This window comes from Saccharopolyspora sp. NPDC045941 (assembly GCF_056431445.1).
In genome coordinates, this window is the sequence record NZ_JBWKKU010000004.1 from 207,295 (window position 1) to 228,423 (window position 21,129).

A 21,129-nucleotide genomic window follows, 5' to 3' on the forward strand; every position below is an offset into this window, starting at 1 on the left:
TTTCTGTGGTCTGGGTTGTGCTCTTTGTGTGGTGGGTGTGTGGGGGGGGGGAAACCCCCCCCCCCCCCCCCCCCCCCCCCCCCCCCCCCCCCCCCGCCGATCGGGCATGATCGGACCATGCGCACCTTCTACCCGGAGCTGGAACCACACGACGCGGGACACCTGGACGTCGGGGACGGAAACCTCGTCTACTGGGAGGAATGCGGGAATCCGGATGGGAAGCCCGTGGTGTTCGTGCACGGCGGGCCAGGCGCCGGGCTGCTGAGCGGTATCCCCGGGGTGATCGTGCAGGGCCGGTACGACGTGCTCACCCCGCCGGAGGCGGCCTGGGAGCTCGCCCGTGCGTGGGGAAACGCGGAGCTGACCATCGTCGAGGATGCCGGGCACGCCTTCGACGAGCCCGGCATCCTCGACGGGCTCATCGCGGCCACCGACCGGTTCGCCGGCCGCGCCTGACGCAGACCGGCGGAAGTCGCGCGCGGGCTCGGGCCGGGTCGGCCCGGGCCCGCTCGGGTCGTCAGCGATCGAGGTCGCCTTCCTCGAACCGGGCGTAGCGGAGCGTGGGCGTCGTTCGGGCCGGCCTCGTAGAGGACTCCCGCCCGGCCGCCGCCGAGGTCGACCAGGTCCGAGCAGGTGCTCACGCGGCGGAGGGGAGCTGGTCGTCGCGCCGGACCAGGGCCGCGTATCGGCTATTGGTGGCCAGCAGTTCGTCATGCGTCCCGCGTTCCGCGATCCGCCCTCCGTCGAGCACCACGATCTGGTCCGCGTCGCGCACGGTCGACAACCGGTGCGCGATCGTGATCGTGGTCCGGCCCGAGGACAGCGCGTCGAGAGCCTGCTGCACCGCACGCTCGGTCTGGGTGTCCAATGCGCTGGTGGCCTCGTCGAGGATCAGGATCGGCGGGTCGCGCAGGATCGTGCGGGCGATCACGAGCCGCTGCTTCTCCCCGCCGGAGAACCGGTATCCGCGCTCGCCGACCAATGTGTCGTAGCCGTCCGGCAGTGCCGCCACGTGGTCGTGGATCTGCGCCGCCTTCGCCGCGGCGACCAGTTCGGCGTCGGTGGCGTCGGGCTTGGCGAAGCGCAGGTTCTCGGCCACCGAGGCGTGCAGCAGGTAAGGCTCCTGGGAAACCACGCCGACCGCATCGGCGAGCGTGTCGAAGCCGAGCTCGCGCACGTCGACGCCGTCGATGCGCACCTGTCCGCCGGTGACGTCGTAGAGGCGCGGCACCAGGTAGCTGAGCGTCGTCTTCCCGGACCCGGTTTCGCCGACCACGGCGAGGCTGGTGCCGGCGGGCACGGTCACGTCGATCCCGGTGAGGGTTCCGTCGGCGGCCTCGGGCGAGTAGGCGAACGACACGTCCGCGAACCGCACCTCGCCCTCGATCCGCGCCGGCCGCACCGGTCGCTCCGGTTCGTCGATGTCGATCGGCAGGTCGAGGTATTCGAAGATGCGGCCGAACAGCGCCAGCGAGCTCTGCACGTCCACACCGGTGGACAGCAGCGACAGCGTCGGCCGGAACAGGGCCTGCTGCAGGGTGACGAAGGCGACCAGGGTGCCCAGGGTGATCAGCGGGACGCCGAAGGTGCTGGTGACGCCGGCCGCCCAGTAGATCAGCGCGGGCAGCGCGGTCATCACGATCTGGATGCTCGACATCCGCCACCGGCCGGCCATGCTGGAACTGACCTCTAGCCGGGCCAACGCGGCCGACTCGGCGGCGAAGGAGTCGGTGAGCGACCTCGCCCGGCCCATCGTGCGACCCAGCAGGATTCCGCTGACGGAAAGGGATTCCTGCACGCCGGCGGACATGGCTGCCAGCTGGCGCTGCCGCTTCGCGGTGATCTTCTTGCGCTCCCGGCCGATCCGGCGGCTGACCCACACGAACACCGGCAGCAGGGCCACCGACGCGATCGTCAGCCGCCAGTCCAGCGCGAGCATCGCGACGACGGTGGCCACCACGGTGGTGAGGTTGGAGATCAGCGAGGTGGCGGTGGACGTGACGGTGGCCTGCATGCCACCGATGTCGTTGGCGATGCGGGACTGGATCTCGCCGGTCCGGGTGCGGGTGAAGAACGCCAGCGACATGCTCTGTAGCCGGGCGTACACCGCCGAGCGCAGTCCGTGCATCACGCTCTGCCCGACCTTGGTGGACAGATATGTCTGGGCGACGTTGAACACGCTGGTCGCGACGGCCACGCCGATCATGCCGAGCACGAGTGCGGTCAGCAGGCCGAGCCGTTGCTGCGGGATGGCGACGTCGAGGACCTCGCGCAGCAGGAACGGCGACGCGACGGAGACCAGGGACGACACGACTACCAGCAGCGCGACGACCAGCAGCGTGCCTCGGTGGGGGCGGAAGAGGCGGCCGATGCGGCGGAGGCGGGCTGGCGGGGGAGTGGATTCCTCGGGCGATGACATAGGCGGCTCCAGTGCGATCTAATTCAGAGACACCTTCATATTTACCATGCTTCACTATTACTGTCACTCTGTTAAGCTGGCCGCGTGGATGCCGGTGGTGAGGAAGAACGTCTCGGCGCGCTGTTCCTGCGGCTCGCCAAGTCCGCGCACGTCCTGCAGCGGCGCGGCGCCGGGGATCTCGGGCTGACGCCCGCGCAAGCGCGTGCGCTGTTCGTGTTGGGCAGGTGCGAGACGCCGCCTCGCATGGCGGAGCTGGCCGAGCGGCTGCACGTGGTGCCGCGGGCGGTGACGCCGGTCGTCGACGCCCTCGAAGAGGCGGGCCTGCTGCGGCGCGAGGTCGATCCCGGCAACCGCCGCTCCACCCTGCTTGAGCTGACCCCGGAAGGCCGCAAGACGTGCAAGCGGCTGGCCGAGCTCCGCGCCCGCGCGGCGGGTGAGCTGTTCGCCCCGCTCACCGCCGGACAGCGGCAAACCCTGTTGGAACTGCTGGAAAAGGTCGACCAGGCATCGACCGGCCGATAGATCGCGGCCGGCGGAGAGGAAGAAGGCCCGCAGGTCCGGACGGGACCCGCCGGCCTGAAGTCGAGGCGGATCAGCCGCGGAACGGCCCGGTCACCTCGTAGGTGAAACGGGGCCGGCCCGCTCGTGTCCGAAGTGGATGGTCAGGCGGGTTCTGGCGGCCAGGCCGCGGGTTTCAGCACGCCCAGCACGTAGGCGCGGGCCACCAGCGCGGTCCGGTTCGGCACGCGCCAGCGGCGGGACATGCGCTGCAGGTGGTAGTTGACCCCGTCCGCGGTCAGGCCGACCGATTTGGCGATCTGCGCGGTGGTCACGCCACCTGCCGCGAGCGCGAGGATCCGCGCCTCCACCGGGCTGACCAGGGCGGCGGCGGGTTGTTCGGCCGGTTCGGTGACGTCGCCGAGGACGTTCAGCAGCAACAGCAACGCGGTCTCGGCACCCGGGGCCTCGCTGACCACGTCGACGGTCATCTCGCCGTGCCGCTCCGACCCGCCCGGCGCGGACCAGCGCACCTCGACCGGGTAGCGGGACCGGCGGCGCCGCCGCAGCGCCTCGACGACCGGGTGCAGCTGATCGCTGGAGCGCGGGCGGAAGAAGTCGAGGACGTTGCGGCCGCGCAACTGGCTGGGCAGCGCGCCCCACTCCGCGGCCATCAGGGGATTGGCCAGCACGATCGCGCCTCCGGTGTCGCACACCGCGACCGGCATCGGCAGGTGGTCCAGCAGGATCACCGCCCGGTTGCGCCACGCCACCGCATCATCCCGGTACGCGCGCCCCGGCGGTCCGCCCCGCCACTCCTGTCCCATGCCACTGCCATCTCGAAGATCAGGATGCAAGTCCGATGCCGCAGAGACTACTACGCATTCGTGTAGTGCCGATGCCCCGAGACGCCCGCGGCTGCCGCGAACGTGGAGGCAGCAACCACTCCCGAGCAGAGGACGCGCCCCGAATGACCGACGCCACCCTGATCCCCCCGCGAGTCGACGACGGCGTTCCCGTCATCGACGTTTCGGACACCGGCCTCACGAACCGGCCGACCCAGCAGGCGATGGCGCTCGCCCGGCGGCACGGCCCGGTGTTCCGGCGCCGCTTCCACGACCGCGAGACCCTCCTGGTCGGCGACCTGGGCCTGGTCACCGAGCTGGCGGACGAGCAGCGGTTCGCCAAGGCGGTCGGCCCCGCGCTGCAGAACGTTCGCGAGTTCGCCGGGGACGGCCTGTTCACCGCCTACAACGAAGAACCCAACTGGGGCAAGGCGCACGACATCCTGATGCCCGCCTTCGCCCTCGGCTCGATGCGCACCTAACACCCGGTGATGCTGCGGGTGGCCCGCCGCCTCCTCGGGGCCTGGGACCGCCGGGCCGCGGCCGGCGTGCCGGTGGACGTGCCCGACGACATGACGCGGATGACGCTGGACACCATCGGGCTGGCCGGTTTCGGTTTCGACTTCGGCTCGTTCGACCGCGACGAGCCGCACCCGTTCGTCGGCTCCATGGTGCGCTGCCTCGACTGGAGCATGTCGCGGCTGACCATGCCTCCCGGCGCCGATCACGCCGAGCGGGACGAAGCGTTCCGGGCCGACGCGGCGTACCTGGCGTCCGTGGTCGACGACGTCATCGGCGCCCGCACGGCCGCGGGCGAAACGTCGGCCGACGACCTCCTGGGGCTCATGCTCGGCGCGGCGCACCCCGCCGACGGCACCACGCTGGACCTCGCCAACATCCGCAACCAGATCATCACCTTCCTCATCGCCGGGCACGAGACGACGTCCGGCACCCTGTCGTTCGCGCTGCACTTCCTCGCCAAGCACCCGACGGCGCTGCACGTGGTGCAGCGCGAGGTGGATGAGCTGTGGGGCGACGTCGAACCGGACCCGACGTTCGAGGACGTCGGCCGCCTGACCGCCACCCGCCAGGTGCTCAACGAGGCGCTGCGGCTGTGGCCGTCGGCCCCGGCCTTCGGGCGGGTGGCGCGCGAGGACACCTTGCTGTGCGGGCGGATTCCGCTGCGCGCCGGGGAATCCGTGGCGGTCCTGACGCCGGTGCTGCACCGCGACCCGGTGTGGGGCGACGACCCCGAGCTCTTCGACCCGACGCGGTTCACCCCCGAGGCCGAGGCGGCCCGGTCGCCGCACGCGTTCAAGCCGTTCGGCACCGGCGAGCGCGCGTGCATCGGCCGGCAGTTCGCCCTGCACGAGGCGACCATGCTGCTCGCGATGCTGGTGCACCGGTACCGGCTGGTCGATCACGCCGACTACCGGCTGGACGTGAAGGAAACGCTGACGCTCAAACCGGAAGGGCTGACGCTGACCCTCCTGCCGCGCACCGCCGCGGACCGCGCGGCGCTGCCCACCGGCACTCCCGGAGCGGCCGGCGAACCGGTCGCCGACGCCGGGCTGCCCGGCCGCGTGCTGCCGGGCACCGAGCTGCTCCTCCTGCACGGCTCGAACTACGGCACCTGCCGCGACTTCGCCGGCCGGCTCGCCGACGCCGGCGCCGACCTCGGCTGCGAGGTCGAAGTGGCGCCGCTGGACGCCTACGCGGGCGGCCTGCCCGCCGACCGGGCGGTCGTCATCGTCGCCGCCTCCTACAACGGCCACCCGACCGACGACGCGGTGTCGTTCGCGCGCTGGCTGGACGGGGCCGAACCCGGCGCGGCGGAGGGCGTGGCCTTCGCGGTGCTGGGCGTCGGCGACCGCAACTGGGCGGCCACCTACCAGCACGTTCCGACCCGCCTCGACGCCCGGCTCGCGGAGCTCGGCGGCACTCGCATCGTCGAGCGCGCGGCGGCGGACGCCGCGGGCGATCTGACCGGCGCGGTGCGGGAGTTCACCGCATCGCTGCGAAGCGCGCTGCTGGAACGGCACGGTGATCCCGCGACGGCCGGGGCGGCACCGGAGCGCGAAACCGGTTACGCGGTCTCGGAAATCACCGGTGGTCCGCTCGATGCGCTCGCCGCCCGGCACGACGTGACCGAGATGGTGGTGACCGAGGTCGCCACCCTCACCGATCCGGCGTACCCGCGGGTCAAGCGCCTCGTCCGGGTGGCGCTGCCCGAGGGGTGCGGTTACCGGACCGCAGACCACCTGACGGTTCTCCCGGCCAACGACCCGGCGCTGGTCGCCCGGGCCGCCGAGGTGCTGGGCGTCGATCCGGACGCGGTCCTCAACATCATCGCGGGCCGCCCGGGTCGCGACGCCCTCCCGATCGACCGGCCGATCACCGTGCGCGATCTCCTGACCCGGCACGTGGAGCTGCAGGACCGCCCCACCGCCGAACAGCTCGGCGTCCTCGCCGGCCTCAACCCGTGCCCGCCGGAGCAGGCCGCCCTCCGGGCGCTCGCCGACGACGCCGCCGACCAGCGCACGCTCCTGGACGTGATCGAGGACCACCCGGCGCTGCGCGAAGTCCTCACCTGGCCGGTGATCCTGGACCTGCTGCCGCCGATGCGGCCCCGGCACTACTCGATCTCCTCCTCGCCGGCGGCCGATGCGCGCCACGCCGACCTGATGGTCTCCCTGCTGCAGGGGCCGGCGCGCTCCGGGCGAGGGGAGTTCCGGGGCACCGGCTCGGGATACCTGAACGCGGTGCAGCCGGGCGACACCGTCCTGGCGCGCGTCCAGCCGTGCCGCGAAGCGTTCCGCATCGGCACGGACGCCCCGGTGGTCATGGTCGCCGCGGGCACCGGCCTGGCGCCGTTCCGGGGTGCGATCGCGGACCGGCGCGGCCTCGTCGAGTGCGGCGCCCGGCTCGCCCCCGCGCTGTGCTACTTCGGCTGCGACGCGGCGGATGCCGACTACCTCCACGCGGCGGAACTCGCCGCCGCCGAGTCGGCCGGTGCGGTCGCCGTCCGTCCGGTCTTCAGCGAAGCGCCGGTCGGCGGGCACCGGTTCGTGCAGCACCGCATCGCGGCGGAAGCCGACGAGGTCTGGAACCTGTTGCAGGACGGGGCGAAGGTCTACGTCTGCGGCGACGGCAACCGGATGGCGCCGGGGGTGCGCGACGCGTTCCGCGCGGTGTACCGCGAGCGAATTCCCGGCAGCGACGCGGAAACCGCCGATGCTTGGTTGCAGGGCCTCATCGCCGCGGGGCGCTACGTGGAGGACGTGTACGGCGGCTGACGCGCTCCGCGATCTGTGCCAAGGTCGGGTGCTGGGCCGTCGGTGGCGGCGGCCGTGGAGCTGTGGGAGGGACGACGAGGATGAGCGAATCCGGGATGGGCTGGGGGCGTCCGGAGCTGCTGTCGAACGTCAACTACCGGAAGCACCGCGAGAACCTCCGCCGGCAGGAGACCGACGAGGTGTTCCGCTACATCTACCAGCACAACCTGTGGGGGAGCGAGGAGTCGGTCTCCGGGCACGGTTCGGAGAGCACCGCGACCGAGCACATCAGGACCGAGATCCCCGCTCTGCTGCGCAGGCGTGGCGTGCGCACCGTCGCGGACGTCCCCTGCGGGGACTTCGGTTGGCTCAGCACCACCGACCTGGGCGTCGAAACCTACGTCGGCGCCGACATCGTGCCGGAGCTCGTTGCGCACAACCGGGATCGCTACGGCAGCGCGCAACGCCGGTTCGAGATCCTCGACCTCACCGCGGATCCGCTGCCCGCGGCGGATCTCGTGCTGTGCCGGGACTGCCTGGTGCACCTCACCTTCGACCAGATCCGGGCCGCGTTGCGCAACATCCGGCGCAGCGGGACGCGGTACCTGCTGACCACGACGTTCCCGGAGCTGGCGGTGAACGTCGACGTGGAGACCGGGGACTGGCGCCCGCTGAACCTGCAGCTGGCGCCGTTCGGCTTCCCGGCGCCGCTGGAACTCGTCGTCGAGGGCTGCGTCGAAGGCGACGGGCGGTACGCCGACAAGGCGCTGGGCCTGTGGGAGGTCGCCGACCTCGACTGATCCGGGAACTCCCGCCCGGCCGGGGCGGGAGTCCCGCTGTTCACGGGCGGCCGAGCGCGGCGGCGATGCCGGCGAGCAGGCAGCCGAGGCCGAATTCGAAGCGAGCGTCGGGATCGGGGTCGCCGGACTCCAGGATTCCGCGGTTGAAGTGGGGGAACTCGCCGGACTCGACCACCTGCCGCACGTAGACGCCGACCGCGTTCTGCCATTCGTCGACGGTCATGCCCGTTGTGCGCCGCGCCTCCAGCTCGGCCAGCTCCGCGGCCACCGAGCCGAGCACGAAGGTATTGAGGGCGTCGACGACCATGCCCGCCTGCGTCGCGTCGTCGGTCGCCCGGCCCACCACGCCGAGCGTGTGATCGGCCAGCCTGATCACGTTCGGGCCGAGCGCAGGGCGCCGGGCAGCCTGTTGTGCCAGCCAAGGGTGCTCCAGCAGACCGGCGCGGCAGGTCCGGGCGCAGGCGGCCAGCTCGGCGAGCCAGTCCTCGCCGTGCCCTTCCGGCAGCGGCATCTCGCCGTGCACCGCGTCGATCATCAGCTCGATCAGCTCGTCCTTGTTGGTGATGTGGCGGTACAGCGAGGTGGTGCCGGAACCCATCTCGGCCGCGATCCGCCGCATGGACAGCGCGTCGATGCCTTCGGCGTCGGCGAGCCGGATCGCCGTGCGGACGATCTTCTCCTCGCTGAGCGCCGGACGGCTGCCGCGCTCCCGGTCGCGCATCCAGACCAGGGCCGCGGGCTGTGATCGAGCAGACATGGGCACAGTGTACGCGTCGGGTACAGTGTTCCCTAAATGGGAACAGTGTTCCCAACTGTGTTCCCAACTTCAAGGAGGCTCTCATGTCCAGGGTTCCGGTCCTCATCGCCGGCGGCGGCACCGTCGGCCTGGCCACTGCGGTGTTCCTCGGCCACCACGGCGTTCCGTCGCTGGTCGTCGAGCGCCGCGCCGCGCCGTCCAACCACCCCCGCGCGCTCGGGATCAGCCCGCGCACGCTGGAGTTCTTCCGCGAGGCCGGGCTGCGCGAAGCGATCGACGAGGTCGCCGTCCGGTCGACGCAGTTGTGGAAGGCTGACGCGCGCACGGCCGCCGAGATCGACCGCAGCCAGGCGCCGCACCCCTCGCAGTCGCCGTTGGCCTCCGACATCTCGCCGGAAATGCCGAACGGGCACTACCCGCAGGACCGGATCGACGGCGCGCTCCTCCCGGCGGCCCGGGAACTCGGGGCGACCGTCGAATTCGGCGTGGCCGTGACCGGAGTCGAGCAGGATGCCGACGGGGTGTCGGCGACGCTTTCGGATGGGCGCGTGATCCAGGCCGACTACCTGGTGGGCGCGGACGGCGTGAACAGCTCGGTGCGCGACGCGCTGGGGATCACCGCCACGGGCCCGGGCGAAATCGGTGACACCACCGTGAACATCCTGTTCAACGCCGACCTGGTGGGCCACTTCGGTTCGATGCCGGTCATGGTCCAGATCAGCCATCCGGACGCCCCGGGAATGCTGCTGTCCGTCGGCGAGAAGCGCTGGGTGCTGCACGTCGGCCTGGACTCGGTCGGCGACCTCTCCGCGCAACGGTGCGCCGCGGTGGTGCGCACCGCGCTCGGCGCGGACGTGCCGGTGGAGATCGTCAACGCCTTGCCGTGGCGGGCGACGGTGCGGATGGCCGATGAATTCCGGTCCGGCCGCGCTTTCCTGGTCGGCGACGCGGCGCGGGCGATCTCGCCGCTCGGCGCCATGGGGCTGAACACCGGGCTGGCGGACGCGCACAACCTCGCGTGGAAGCTGGGCATGGTGCTGGCCGGGCAGGCGGGTGACCGGTTGCTGGACAGCTACCACGAGGAACGCCACGCCGTCGCCGAGCTGGTGACCCGGCAGGCGCTGCTGCGCTGGGAACAGCCGCGCCTGCACTGGGATCCGGCGGCCGTCGCGGAGCGCGCCGCGGTCGGGGTGTGGAACTCACCGGTGGTGACCATGGCCTACCGGTACGACTCCTCGGCGGTGATCGACCCGGTGGTCGACGTGCCGTCCACAGAGGACGTCGCCGCGAGCCTCGACGGCGCGCCCGGCTCGCGGCTGCCGCACCGCTGGGTGGACGGGACGAGCGTGTCCACCTTGGACCTGATCGAGTCCCGCTTCGCGGTGCTGACCGGCCCCGGCGGCGGCCACTGGGTGGAGGCGGCGCACGAGATCGGGGTGAAGGCCGTGCGGCTCGACGAGGATTGGGCGTCCTCGGCGAACGTCGACCACGACGGCGCCTTGCTGGTGCGGCCAGACGGTTTCATCGCCTGGCGCGCACCAGGAAGCGCGGATCCCGCGACGCTGCGGAAGGCGTTCGCCGCGGTCACCGGTCGTTAGCCGGCCAGGCGCTGCTCGTACCCGGCGAGGCGGACGCAGGTGGTGAGGCCGCGGATCGCCTGCTCCAGCTCCTGCCGCCCGGGGTAGCTGGGGGCGATCCGGATGACCGCGTCGTCCGGATCGACGCCGTGCGGGTGGGTGGCACCGGCCGGGGTCAGCGCGATCCCGGCCTCGCCCGCCAGGCGCACGACCTCCTTGGCGCAGCCGTCGGGCACCCGCAGCGTGATGAAGTACCCGCCCTTCGGGGACGTCCACTCGGCCAGGCCCGTGCCGCCGAGCTCCTCGTCGAAGATTCGCAGCACCGCCTCGAACTTGGGCTGCAGCAGCGCGCGGTGGTGGTCCATGTGGGCGCGCACCCCGTCGGCGTCTTCGAGGAACAGCACGTGCCGGAGCTGGTTGACCTTGTCCGGGCCGATCGAGCGCTTCGAGTTGTTGGCCAGCAGCCAGTCGCGGTTGGCCGGCGAGGAGCCGAAGAACGCGACACCGGCCCCGGCCCAGGTGATCTTGGAGGTCGAGCCGAAGACGAAGGCCCGGTCCGGGTTCCCGGCCTCGGCGCAGGCCGCCAGCAGGTCGGCGATCTCCACCCGCTCGTCGGTGAGGTGGTGCACCGCGTAGGCGTTGTCCCAGAAGATCCGGAAGTCCGGGGCGGCGGTGCGCATCCCGGCCAGCCGCCGCACCGTCTCGTCCGAGTAGCAGGTGCCGTCCGGGTTGCTGTACTTCGGCACGCACCAGATGCCCTTGATCGCCGGGTCCTCGGCGACCAGCCGCTCCACTTCGGACATGTCGGGCCCGTCGGCGGTCATCGCGACCGGGATCATCTCGATGCCGAAGCGCGCGCAGAGGGAGAAATGCCGGTCGTAGCCGGGAACCGGGCACAGGAAGGCGATGCGCTCCTGGTCGGCCCAGCGCGACTCGGCGCCCGGCAGGACGCTCAGCAGCGCGTGCACCAGGCAGTCGTGCATCAGCTCCAGGCTGGAGTTGCCCGCGGCCAGCAGCTGCTCCACCGGCACCTGGAGGAAGTCCGCGAACAGCGCCCGCATCTCCGGCAGACCCTGCAGGCCACCGTAGTTCCGGCAGTCGGTGCCGTCCGCGGCGGTGTGCCGGCCGGCGCCGGGCAGCTCCTGCAGGCCGGCCGCCAGGTCGAGCTGCTCGGGCGAGGGCTTGCCGCGGGTCAGGTCGAACGACAGGCCGGCGTCCACCAGCTCGCGGTAATCGCGGCGGGCGGTTTCGACCAGTGTGGAGGTTGTCTCGGCGTTCGTACCAACGGGCATCGTGCGTTCCCTTCACGTGCGGCGACCTGCGGGAAGCCTACAGGTCGCCGCATCGGCGACCCCGCCCGCGCCGTCCGGGAACGGCTGGTGTCCACTGTGGTCAGCCGTGGTACGGGAACTCCGGCGGGCGGCGCTGGAGGAAGGCGCTGATCCCTTCGGCGCTCTCGCCGCTTTCAGTGGACAGGTCCTGCCAGTGCTGGCGGCGTTCGTCGAGCGACTCGCCTCGGCTGGCCATGTCGATGAGCTGCTTGGATGCCCGGACCGTCAATTGGGAGCGCCTGGCGATGGTCGTCGCGAGGGCGGTCGCGCGGCCGCGGGCGTCGTCGGTGATCTCGTCGACCAGTCGCATCTGGAGCGCGCGTGCGGCGTCGAAGAAGTCCGCGGAGAACAGCAGCAGTTTCGCGTTCGCCGGCCCGACGAGCTCGGTGAGCCGGGCGATGCTGGAGGCGGGGTAGACGATGCCGAGCTTGGCCGGGGTGATGCCGAAGGTGGCGCCGGTGTCGGTGATGCGGATGTCGCAGGCGGCGGCGAGCTGGCAGCCGCCGCCGATGCAGAGCCCGTTGATCAGCGCGATCGTCGGTAGCGGGCAGGTGAGCAGCGCCCGCTCGGCTGTCACCGTCACGCTCTCCTCTCGGCCGCCCTCGATCTCGTCCAGTTCATTGATGTTCGCGCCGGCGCAGAACGCGTCGCCCGCGCCGGTGAGCACGACGACCCGGACGGCCGGATCGTCGGCGACCTTGGTCAGCAGGTCGGGGACCTGCCGCCACATGCTCGCGCTCATGGCGTTGCGCCTGCCCGGGTTGTCGATGGTGATCCAGGCGATGTGCTCGGCGATGTGCAGGTCAAGCCGGCCCGGCGTGAGGTCGTTCATCGCTTGGTCGCTCCCGTGGTCGTCGGCAGGTGGGTGATGCCGCGGCGGTCCAGATCCTCGATCTCGTCTTCGTTGAACAGCTGGGCCAGGACCGCCGCGGAGTGCTCGCCGAACTCCGGCGGTGGCGAGTGCACCGCGGCGGGCTGGTCGTCGATCCAGATCGGCGCGCGCAGCAACGGCATCGAGGCTCCGCCCGCCGACATGATCTGCTGCACCATACCGAGCGCCTGCACCTGCGGGTCGGCGAAAACCTGATCCATCCGGTGCACGGGTCCGCAGGGGATACCGGCTTCGCGCAGCGCCGCCACCCAGTGCGCCGAACCCTCGGCGCGGAGCAGTCGTTCGAGGTCGGCCCGCAGCGCGGCGCGATGCTCGACGCGGCTCGCACCGTCGGCGTACTCCGGGCGCTGGGCCAGGGATGGGTCGCCGAGCGCGGTGCAGAGCGCCTCCCACTGGCGTGGCGAACCGGCGGCGATGTTGATGGGGGAGTCGGCGGTGGCGAACATCCCGTACGGGCTGATCACCGGGTGGTCGTTGCCCTGCGGTTGCGGGACCTCGCCGGTGCTGAGGTAACCCTGCGCGTGGAAGGTCAGCGCCGCCAGCGCCGATTCCAGCAGCGAGGTCTGCACGTGGGCGCCGTCCCCGGTGCGTTCCCGCCCGGCGACCGCTGCCGCGACCGAGAGGGCCGCCATGATCCCGGTGATCGTGTCGATGATCGGCACTCCGACGCGCATCGGGGTCTCGGAACCGGCGCCGGTGACCGACATCAGGCCCGACATGCCCTGCGCGATCTGGTCGAGCCCGGGAGTTTCCCGTTCCGGTCCGGTCGGTCCGTAGCCGCTGATGCTGGCGATCACCAGTCGCGGGTGCTCCGCGCGCAGCCGCGCGGGATCCAGGCCGAGCTTCGCGAGCACGCCCGGCCGGAAGTTCTCCACCAGCACGTCCGCATCGGCGACCAGCCGGGCCAGGACGTCCTGGCCCTCCGGGCTGCGCAGGTCCAGCGCGAGGGAGCGCTTGTTCCGGTTGACCGCGGCGAAGTACTGGCTCCGGTCGCCGTCGAACGGGCCGAACGCGCGAGCGCCGTCGCCGTGCGGCACCGGCTCTACCTTGATCACCTCGGCGCCGAGGTCGGCCAGCAGGGCGGTGCACATCGGACCGGCGAGCACGCGCGTCAGGTCGATCACCCGGATCCCGGTCAGCGGCGCGTGCGTCATGGGGCGACCTCCCGTTCCGTGGTCCACAATGTGGTCCAGCGATCCGTAAAGTGGACCGAACGGATCTGGACGCTACGATGCGCCGCACATCGCGTCAAGAGGTGGATCATGTCCATGCAGAGCGTCAAGAACGCCCTCCGCGTCCTGGAAGCGGTGGCCGAGAACCAGCCCGCCGGGCTCAGCGATCTGACCCAGCGGTTGGGGTTGCCGAAGACCACCGTCCAGCGCTGCCTGACCACGTTGCACGAGGCCGGGTGGATCAAGCCCGCCGGGCACGAGCTGCGCCGCTGGACGATCACCGGCCGGGCGTTCTCGGTGGGCAGCCAGGCCGCCAACGACAGGGATCTGCGGTCGGTGGCGTTGCCACTGCTCAGCGAGCTCCAGGCGGCCACCGGCGAAACGGTGCACCTGATGGTGCCGGACGGCAACGAGGTGGTGCTCATCGAGCGCCTCGACAGCGCCCACCAGCTGCGCACGTTCTACTCGCTGGGCCTCCGCTCGCCGTTGCACGCCACGTCCAACGGCAAGGCCGTGCTGGCCGCGATGCCCGACGACGACGTCGCCGACTACCTGGCGAAGTACCTGTCCAGGGTCACCGATCGCACGATCGTCGACCCCGATGCGCTGCTGGCCCAGCTGTCGACCATCCGCGGGCAGGGCTACGCCGTGAACGAGGAGGAGCACCAGCCCGGCATCGTGGCCATCGGCGCCGCCATCTGCCCGCCCGGCGCGGGTGCGGTCGGCTCGCTGTCGGTGTCCGCGCCCAAGGTGCGGCTCACGCGCAACCGCTACGCGACCGTCGGCCGGCAGGTCCGCGACACGGCTTTCCGCATCTCCCAAGGGCTCTCGTCGTCGGTCGCCCCGCTGCCGTAGCGGATCGCCGCCGCGCCAACGAATTCCGGCCTCGCACCTTGACGTGTCCGGGAGCACGACCCTACGGTGCCGTGGACCACAATGCAGTCAGGTGGACCACGATGCGGTCCGGGCTCGACGGGGAGCGAAATGGCGTCGCAGGTGCTGGCTTTGCTCGTGTTGGCGGTGGCGTTCCTGGTCGCGACCGTGCGACCGGTCCACATGGGAGTCCTCGCCCTGGCCGCGGCGCTCGGCGTCGGCACGACCCTGGGCGGCGCGTCGCTGGACGACGTGCTCAGCGGATTTCCCGTCGACATCATGCTCCTGCTGCTCGGCGTCACCTACCTGTTCGGCATCGCGCGCAGCAATGGCGCCCTCGACTGGATGATCGACAGGCTGGTCCGCGCGACCGGCAACCGGGTCGCGCTGCTGCCCGCGCTGTTCTTCGCGCTCTCCCTCGCGGTCGCCAGCTTCGGATCGCCGCTGGCGGCGGTCGTGCTCATCCCGATCGGGCTGTCCTTCGCCGGCCGCAACGGGCTGAGTCCCGTGGTGATGGGTCTGGCGATGGCCACCGGCGGCTCGGCCGGGTCGTTCGCGCCGATCAGCCTGTTCGGCCTCATCACGACGAGCATCGCCGGGCGCAGCGGGATCGAGGTGAATCCGCTGCTGCTGTTCGGCGCGGCGATCGGGATCAACGTGGTGCTCTTCGCCGCGGGATCCGTCCTGTTCCGGCGCGCGCTCGTGGCCGAGGCGGCGCCCGACGAGCAGCCCGACGCCGCGCCGGGTTCCGGTGGCGGCGCGGGGGAAACGGCGCTGCTGACCAGGACCGGCACCACGACCCGGCTGTCGGTGTTCCAGAGCCTGACGATCGTGATGCTGGCGCTGCTGGTCGTGCTCGTGGTCGTGCTGACGGCCGCCGGCGTCGAGGTGAACGTCGGCGCGGTCGCGCTGGGTCTGGGCGTCGTCCTGTCGCTGTGCTTCACCAAGGAGACGGCGCAGGCGGTCAAGGAGATCGACTGGTCCACGATCCTGCTCGTCGGCGGCATTGCCACCTACGTCGGCGTGCTGGACGGCATGGGCGCCGTCCAGCTCGTCGCCGAGGTCGGCGCGGCGATCCCCAGCCCGCTGCTGGCGGCGTTCATCCTCTGCCTGTGCGGCGGGCTGATCTCGGCGTTCGGCTCCACGACCGCGCTGCTGGCGATCATCATCCCGCTCGCGCTGCCGCTGGTGGCCGCCGGCGGGGTGCCGGCGGCCGGGGTGATCTGCGCGCTGGCGCTGTCGTCGTCCCTGGTGGACATCAATCCGATGTCCACCATCGGCGCCACCGTGGTGGCCTCGGGCCCGGAGCGGATCCGCGCGGCCATGCGGAAGTTCTTCTTCCGCTGGGGATTCTCGATGGTCCTGATCGGTCCGGTCGTCACCTGCGCCTTCCTGGTCCTGCCCGGAATGCTCGCCTAGGCGAGGAGTTCCTGGAGCTCGCGGACCGCGCGGGTCAGGTGCTCGGCGAAGGAGTACATCTCGTCCGCCACCGGCTCGGGCGTGCTCAGGTAGAGGTTGAAGCGATCCGGGAGCAGCACGTACGCGACGCCGATGCACTGGCTGCTGGTCGAACCGAAACCGAAGTACTGGATGTTCGTCGACGGCGCCGAGCTCGTGCTCAGGTAGTCGTCGCGCATCTTCAGCCAGCCCGGCGTCTCGTACAGGTCCAGCGGCTCGGTCGCGCCCAGCTCCGCGCCCCGCCGCCGCTGGATGAGCTGCAGCTCCCACAGGTGCTGCTCGGGCGCCTGCCCCGCCTGGCACTCCTTCGCCCGCGCCACGTGCTTCTCCGCGGCGGCGCGGAACGCCTCGCGCCGCGTCTCCGCGTCAGCACCGGGATCGTCCATCGCCGCGACGAACCGCAGGACCTCGGGCGTGACGACGCGCATGGCCTCGGTGCGCCCGTTCTGGAACTGGCGGGTGGCGATGGACTCGTAGGTGGCGCCGGTCAGGCCCTTGGAACGCTTGTGGGCCAGCTGGTACGCCATCTGCACGAACGCGTCGGGCGACATGCCCAGCTGCTTGGCCCGGTTCGCCCCGAAGTCCTCGAACGACAGCGTGGTGGTCGCGGTGTTGTCCGCGTACTCCGCGAACGCGCCGGCCGCCGAGCGGACATCGGCGCGCAGGCCGGCGTCGAGCACGAACTCGACCGGATCCACGGCGGGAAGGCCCTGCGCCGCCCGACCCGCTTCCGGTTCGTGCTGGAGCAACGTGTCGACGAAGTTGAGGATCGTGGTGCCGTCCAGGCCGCAGTGCTCCACGTTGATGCCTGCGGTGCCGTCGGCGAAGACGATCAGCGACACGGCCTTGTCGAACCACCGGCTGCCGCTGTCGCCGTGCAGCAGGTGGTCGCAGGCGTCCAGCGCGTTCTCGGGCGTGAAGTCCTCGAGGCACAGGCAGAACAGCGCGGTCTCGATCTCATCCAGCGCCGCGGCGTTGCCCGGATCGGCGGCTCGCAGCGCTTCCCGGCTGGCGGCCCACTCCGCTCGCGCCTTGGTGGTGAGGTGCCCGACGGAGGTGTCCGTCGCGGCTCGCGTCGCGCCGGCCTTCATGATCGCCTGCAGGCCCGCCGCGAGATCCTCCGGCGTGTGCGGCCGGCCCTCCGGACTCAGCACCTGCATGCGGAACAGGTTGCCGCGGTAGAACACCGCGATGTGGCGGGCATCGGAGGGCCCGGGCCATTCCGCGGAGTACGGCGCGCGCACCGAGTCCTGCACCGCGCCGGGGATCCGGGTGGTGGAGAACAGGAACTTCTGCTGCTCCATCGAATGCGGCTGTCCACGTTGGACGACCGGCGGGATCGCCTCCGCGTCGAGCAGCTGCTTGTAGTCGACCGCCGCGGCGATGAGGCCGGCCGCCCGCTCGACCTGCTCCTGCGCCGATTCCCGGAACAGGAAGAAGAAGTTGGCGTTCAGCGCGATCCGGTCGCGGCGGCCCAGGTACCGGTACGGCCAGAAGGTGTCGAGCCAGCTGCGCACGCCGTCCTCGGCGTCGTAGCGTTCGAGCGCCGCCTGCAGGGCGTGGGCCGGGCTGCCGGGGCTCTGGAACGCCCGCACCGCCGCCTCGGTGGCCGCCAGCTCGTCCGCGCCGAGCAGCGGCGCGCACCACTCGACGAACCGCTCGCAGCTTTCCGCCAGGGTCGGCAGCGGCACCCGGGGCAGCCGGTCCTCGTTGCCGAAGGTGCTGGTCGACCACGTCTCACTGCTGTTCAATGTCATCCTCGACTTCGCTGGATCGCTCGGTGTTCTCGCGGCTGGGAGAGGTGGAGCTCGGCGTAGAACCAGCCGTCGGCCTCCATGCCCCGCGGCTCGACCCCGGCGGTCGAGAGCGTTTCCAGGACCAACGACTGCTCCTGCTCGGAGATGAACCGGCGCTGCTTGAAAACGCCGGGCATCGGCACGGTTTCGTAACCCGAGTCTGCCAGTCGGCGCGCGATCGGGTCGAAGGGGAACATGCGCAGCACGAAATGCGCCATCCACGGCCGCCTTCCCGCCTTGGCGATCCGGCCGAGGGTGCGTTCGCCGACGTATCCGATGCACCCCGTCGAGATGACCAGGTCCACCTCGGCCAGCAGCTCGCGTTGCGCGGCGGTGGGATCGTGGTTCTCCAGGTCGGCGTGCACCGCGTGGTCGATGAACCCGGCCGCGAGCGCGTAGGAAAGCGCCGGTTCCGAGCTGTCCAGGCCGACGAACCGGGTGCGGGCGAGCTGACCGCGCGAGCGCACCCAGGCCCGGTCGCGGGCCAGCAGCCGGTCCCGGTCGGCTTCGCGGGCATCGGCGTCGCCGTAGTGCGCGTAGAGCTCGTCGATGGTCGCGTCGCACCGCAGCAGGGCGGCGTTGACGCCGTAGGAGCAGCCGAGGTCCAGGACGGTCGGCACCTCGACGCCGGTCGCCTCGCGGTACTCCTGGATCAGCTTCAGGAAGTAGGGCTTGGCCAGCTGCGGGATGCAGTAGTCGAGTTCGCGCAGGGTCGTGAAGTAGGCGCGCGGATCGGGTCGGGTGTAGATCTGCTCGAGCGAAACCTTGCCGGTGGCATCGAACTGCACGGACGGTGCTCCTCCTGGCTCGACCGGTCGACTCGTCAGTCCAGCAGCCGATCGCCCCGCACCGCGCGGCCCTCGGCGGCCAGGTGCTCGGGCAGGACCCGGCCGAAGATCTGCTTGGTCCGGGCGACGCTGCCGATCACGCCGGGCCGCTCGCTGTAGGCGAAGATGGCGGAATGGCGCTGCTCGCGGCCCTGCACGGTGGTCACGCGGTGCAGCGAGAAGCGGCCCTTGAACAGCTGGAGATCGCCGGGGCGCAGCGCCAGCCGCCGGATCAGCCGCTCGCCGTCCCCGGCCAGCACCGACCGGACGTCGGCGAAGTTCTCCGAGCGGGCGGACCGGATGTTCGCGCAGTACTCGAAGACCCCGCCGACCTCCGGCTCCTGCGTGAGCATGCTGACCGCGAACTCGTTGGTGTCGAAGTGCCACGGGTGGTCCATGCCGGGCCGCACCACGTTGAGGCAGAGCCCGGCCAGCGGATCGGCCAGCTCGTGGACGGCGGGCAGCTCGACGCACTCGGCGATGAAGCGCTTGAACAGCGAGCTCGTGTAGAGCCGTTGGATGATCGAGTGCGGTGGGATCTGGTCGCGGGCCACGAACGCGTTGCCGCGCGTCATCGTGGTGCGGGCCGGGTGGTCCGCCGGCAACTCGGTGTTCGTGTCGATGTTGTAGGCGTTGACGACCTCGACGTCGTAATGCGCCAGCGGCGCGATCTTCGCGCCTTCCCGCCGCAGTTCCTCCTGCCGCGACGGGCGGATGAAATCGGGCAGCACGCTGCAGCCGTCTTCCCGCAGGTCGTGCCGGGCCCGGTGGACGGCTTCCCGCCAGGCGGCGCTCGCCGGGTCCGAAAGCGGGTAGCGCGCCGTGTCCACCACTTGCTCCACAAGCTCGACTTCCGCTGCGCTCATGAAGTTCCCCTCCACGTGCAAAGCTCGCCAACGCCGGATTCGGGGCGATCGACGTTGATCGCGCCTGCACTACCGTGATCAACGACGGATGATCAACGCGGTTACTGCCGAGTTCGCCGCCGGGACAGTGACGGTGGCCATAGTGCGCGGCCGATCCGGGCGCCGGGCGCCACTCGATCGTGCAGAACTCGCCGGAAGCCGAGAGGATCAGGAGGACCCGACGAGGAAGGGCGGTACTGGTATGGACGACGAGACCAGCCGGCGGCTCGCCGAGGTGCGTTCACTGGCCGACGAACTGCATCCCGAGCAGATCGAGGCCGAGATCGGCCGCGCGCGGGTCGAGGCGTACCAGGAGGGCATGCGCTTCGCCGCAGACTTCGTCGAGAACGGCCCGCAGGGCCGCCAGAGCGCGCACATCCCGCTGCCGCGGAGCTGACCGGTGGCTCAGGAACCGCGCAGCGCGGTGGCGACTTCCCGGGCGGCCCGGAGGCCGGATTCCACCGCGCCGTCGATGAAGCCCGCCCAGCCGGTGGCGAGGTCGGAGCCCGCGAAGTGGACCGCGCCGTGCGGCCGTTGCAGGGCGGCCAGGTACTTCGTGAGCTGGCCCGGGCGCTGCATGGGCCAGGTTTCCCGGGAGAACTCGTCGGTCATCCAGTTGTGCCCGGCGACGTCGACGACCTCCAGATCCGGCCGCCACGCGGCGAGCGCGCGGGCAACGCCCGCCTTGTCGGTGGGATCGAGGTCGTGGGCGCGGGTGCCGAAGGCGACGAGGACGGTGTCGCCGTCGACCGCGTACTCCGGGCGGACGAAGGTGAGGTCGTGGTCGTCCGGCGCGTAGCCGGTGAACGGCGGGACGTCGCCGCGCACCCGGATCCAGGTCTTCAGCCCCTGCGACGCGGTGCGCTCGGCGCTCGCCGCCAGCTTGGCCGCCGGGAGCGCGGGCCGGAAGTCGATGGCGGCCAGCACGTTCAGCGGCAGCGTGCAGATCACCTGCCGGGCCGCGAGGCGGGTGTCGTCGGCCGTGGTGATCGTCGCGCCGCCGTCGTCCTGGGCGATGGCGGTGACGACCGTGCCGAGCCGGACGTCGGCCTCGCTGTCGGCCGCCATCGCCGCCGCCAGCGAGGCGGTGCCCTCGACGAGCCGGTATCCCGAGGTCGCCTCGTGCAGCAGCCGCCAGTCGCCCGACGTCGCCGCGCACCACCGCATGGCCTGGCTGAGCCCGGAAACCGCGGCGGGGCCGTTGAAGTGCTCCGCCCAGACGCCGGTGTTCACCTCGCGCTCGGCGGGCGGGAGGTCGAGCCCGCCGAAGTAGTCGGCGACCGACCGGTGGTCGATGCGGTCCAGGTCCTCGCGCAGCAGCGGCTCGTAGGGGAGCGGGAACCAGGCGCGGCTGTCCGCGGCGAGCCGGTCCATGCCGCGCTCGATCAGCGCGTCGAACTCCGCGGGGCTGCCCCGGTGCACCGTGCCGCCGGCGATCCAGTACACCTCCTCCGAGCTCGGGCTCTGCTCGACGGCCTGGCCGTAGCGGGTGATCTCGCTCCACGTGTGCGGCTGCAGCCAGTGCACCCAGGTGCCGCCCATCTCCAGGCGGCGGCCGAGCCGCTCATCGGTCCAGGTGCGACCGCCGATGCGGTCGCGCGCTTCGAGCACCGCCACCGAGCGGCCGCGCCGCGACAGCTCGCGAGCGGCGGTCAGCCCGGCGAACCCGGCACCGACGATGACCACGTCGTAGGACTCCATGCT

General features: G+C 71.5%; 19 protein-coding genes. 9 read left to right on the forward strand and 10 right to left on the reverse strand.

All coding sequences use genetic code 11. The features are described from left to right. Nucleotides 1-117 precede the first annotated feature (117 nt). Nucleotides 118-456, forward strand: coding sequence for an alpha/beta hydrolase (locus tag AC07FN_RS05055; protein ID WP_478394444.1), 339 nt, complete (start codon nt 118-120; stop codon nt 454-456). Nucleotides 457-637: 181 nt separating this feature from the next. Here AC07FN_RS05055 and AC07FN_RS05060 read toward each other — a convergent pair whose 3' ends face one another. Next, nucleotides 638-2,419, reverse strand: a complete 1,782-nt coding sequence (locus tag AC07FN_RS05060; protein ID WP_478394445.1) for an ABC transporter ATP-binding protein — start codon at nt 2,417-2,419, stop codon at nt 638-640. Between the two features lie 84 nt (nt 2,420-2,503). Here AC07FN_RS05060 and AC07FN_RS05065 point away from each other — a divergent pair, with 84 nt between their 5' ends. Continuing rightward, a complete protein-coding gene (locus tag AC07FN_RS05065) occupies nt 2,504-2,941 on the forward strand; it encodes a MarR family winged helix-turn-helix transcriptional regulator (RefSeq protein ID WP_478394446.1) in 438 nt (145 codons plus the stop codon). Nucleotides 2,942-3,081: 140 nt separating this feature from the next. On the opposite strand, the gene AC07FN_RS05070 is transcribed toward AC07FN_RS05065, so the two are convergent. After that, nucleotides 3,082-3,744 (reverse strand): helix-turn-helix transcriptional regulator, encoded by a 663-nt coding sequence (locus AC07FN_RS05070; RefSeq protein WP_478394447.1) that lies wholly within the window; start codon nt 3,742-3,744, stop codon nt 3,082-3,084. 143 nt (nt 3,745-3,887) lie between these two features. Between AC07FN_RS05070 and AC07FN_RS05075 the strand changes: the two genes are divergently transcribed. From AC07FN_RS05075 to AC07FN_RS05085, 3 genes are all read left to right on the forward strand, one after another. Further along, nucleotides 3,888-4,244 (forward strand): hypothetical protein, encoded by a 357-nt coding sequence (locus tag AC07FN_RS05075; RefSeq protein ID WP_478394448.1) that lies wholly within the window; start codon nt 3,888-3,890, stop codon nt 4,242-4,244. A 9-nt stretch (nt 4,245-4,253) separates the two neighbouring features. Next, complete coding sequence (locus AC07FN_RS05080; RefSeq protein WP_478394449.1) at nt 4,254-7,058, forward strand: cytochrome P450; 2,805 nt, start codon at nt 4,254-4,256, stop codon at nt 7,056-7,058. Nucleotides 7,059-7,138: 80 nt separating this feature from the next. Then, a complete protein-coding gene (locus tag AC07FN_RS05085) occupies nt 7,139-7,837 on the forward strand; it encodes a class I SAM-dependent methyltransferase (protein WP_478394450.1) in 699 nt (232 codons plus the stop codon). A 40-nt stretch (nt 7,838-7,877) separates the two neighbouring features. Here the strand turns inward: AC07FN_RS05085 and AC07FN_RS05090 are convergent, their stop codons facing one another. Next, on the reverse strand, nt 7,878-8,594 hold the full coding sequence (locus AC07FN_RS05090; protein WP_478394451.1) for a TetR/AcrR family transcriptional regulator: 717 nt from the start codon (nt 8,592-8,594) through the stop codon (nt 7,878-7,880). Nucleotides 8,595-8,677: 83 nt separating this feature from the next. Between AC07FN_RS05090 and AC07FN_RS05095 the strand changes: the two genes are divergently transcribed. Then, the gene (locus AC07FN_RS05095; RefSeq protein WP_478394452.1) at nt 8,678-10,192 is read left to right on the forward strand and encodes an FAD-dependent monooxygenase; all 1,515 of its coding nucleotides are present in this window, start codon (nt 8,678-8,680) and stop codon (nt 10,190-10,192) included. Here AC07FN_RS05095 and AC07FN_RS05100 read toward each other — a convergent pair. The 3 genes from AC07FN_RS05100 to AC07FN_RS05110 form a co-directional block, all read right to left on the reverse strand. After that, nucleotides 10,189-11,463, reverse strand: a complete 1,275-nt coding sequence (locus AC07FN_RS05100; protein WP_478394453.1) for an aspartate aminotransferase type Ic — start codon at nt 11,461-11,463, stop codon at nt 10,189-10,191. The two genes, AC07FN_RS05095 and AC07FN_RS05100, sit on opposite strands and share 4 nt — an antisense overlap. 100 nt (nt 11,464-11,563) lie before the next feature. Then, the gene (locus AC07FN_RS05105; RefSeq protein ID WP_478394454.1) at nt 11,564-12,334 is read right to left on the reverse strand and encodes an enoyl-CoA hydratase/isomerase family protein; all 771 of its coding nucleotides are present in this window, start codon (nt 12,332-12,334) and stop codon (nt 11,564-11,566) included. Next, nucleotides 12,331-13,548, reverse strand: a complete 1,218-nt coding sequence (locus tag AC07FN_RS05110; protein ID WP_478394455.1) for a CaiB/BaiF CoA transferase family protein — start codon at nt 13,546-13,548, stop codon at nt 12,331-12,333. Before AC07FN_RS05110 ends, AC07FN_RS05105 begins: the two co-directional genes overlap by 4 nt. Nucleotides 13,549-13,656: 108 nt before the next feature. Here AC07FN_RS05110 and AC07FN_RS05115 point away from each other — a divergent pair, with 108 nt between their 5' ends. Further along, entirely contained in the window at nt 13,657-14,421 is a 765-nt protein-coding gene (locus tag AC07FN_RS05115) for an IclR family transcriptional regulator (RefSeq protein WP_478394456.1), read from the forward strand. A 129-nt stretch (nt 14,422-14,550) separates the two neighbouring features. Then, nucleotides 14,551-15,858: an SLC13 family permease gene (locus AC07FN_RS05120; RefSeq protein ID WP_478394457.1), complete on the forward strand. Its 1,308-nt coding sequence runs from the start codon at nt 14,551-14,553 to the stop codon at nt 15,856-15,858. Here the strand turns inward: AC07FN_RS05120 and AC07FN_RS05125 are convergent. From AC07FN_RS05125 to AC07FN_RS05135, 3 genes are read right to left on the reverse strand one after another with little or no spacing between them, the layout of a single operon-like run. Next, the gene (locus AC07FN_RS05125; RefSeq protein WP_478394458.1) at nt 15,855-17,654 is read right to left on the reverse strand and encodes a choline/carnitine O-acyltransferase; all 1,800 of its coding nucleotides are present in this window, start codon (nt 17,652-17,654) and stop codon (nt 15,855-15,857) included. The two genes, AC07FN_RS05120 and AC07FN_RS05125, sit on opposite strands and share 4 nt — an antisense overlap. After that, nucleotides 17,651-18,481 carry a class I SAM-dependent methyltransferase gene (locus tag AC07FN_RS05130; protein WP_478394459.1) on the reverse strand — a complete coding sequence of 277 codons (831 nt, stop codon included), beginning with the start codon at nt 18,479-18,481 and terminating at the stop codon, nt 17,651-17,653. The genes AC07FN_RS05125 and AC07FN_RS05130 overlap by 4 nt, the downstream gene beginning before the upstream one ends. 35 nt (nt 18,482-18,516) lie before the next feature. Further along, the gene (locus tag AC07FN_RS05135) at nt 18,517-19,386 is read right to left on the reverse strand and encodes a HalD/BesD family halogenase (protein WP_478394460.1); all 870 of its coding nucleotides are present in this window, start codon (nt 19,384-19,386) and stop codon (nt 18,517-18,519) included. Nucleotides 19,387-19,627: 241 nt separating this feature from the next. Here AC07FN_RS05135 and AC07FN_RS05140 point away from each other — a divergent pair, with 241 nt between their 5' ends. Beyond that, nucleotides 19,628-19,822: a hypothetical protein gene (locus AC07FN_RS05140; RefSeq protein WP_132480220.1), complete on the forward strand. Its 195-nt coding sequence runs from the start codon at nt 19,628-19,630 to the stop codon at nt 19,820-19,822. 8 nt (nt 19,823-19,830) lie between these two features. Here AC07FN_RS05140 and AC07FN_RS05145 read toward each other — a convergent pair whose 3' ends face one another. After that, nucleotides 19,831-21,126: a flavin monoamine oxidase family protein gene (locus AC07FN_RS05145; RefSeq protein WP_478394461.1), complete on the reverse strand. Its 1,296-nt coding sequence runs from the start codon at nt 21,124-21,126 to the stop codon at nt 19,831-19,833. Between the last annotated feature and the right edge of the window lie 3 nt (nt 21,127-21,129).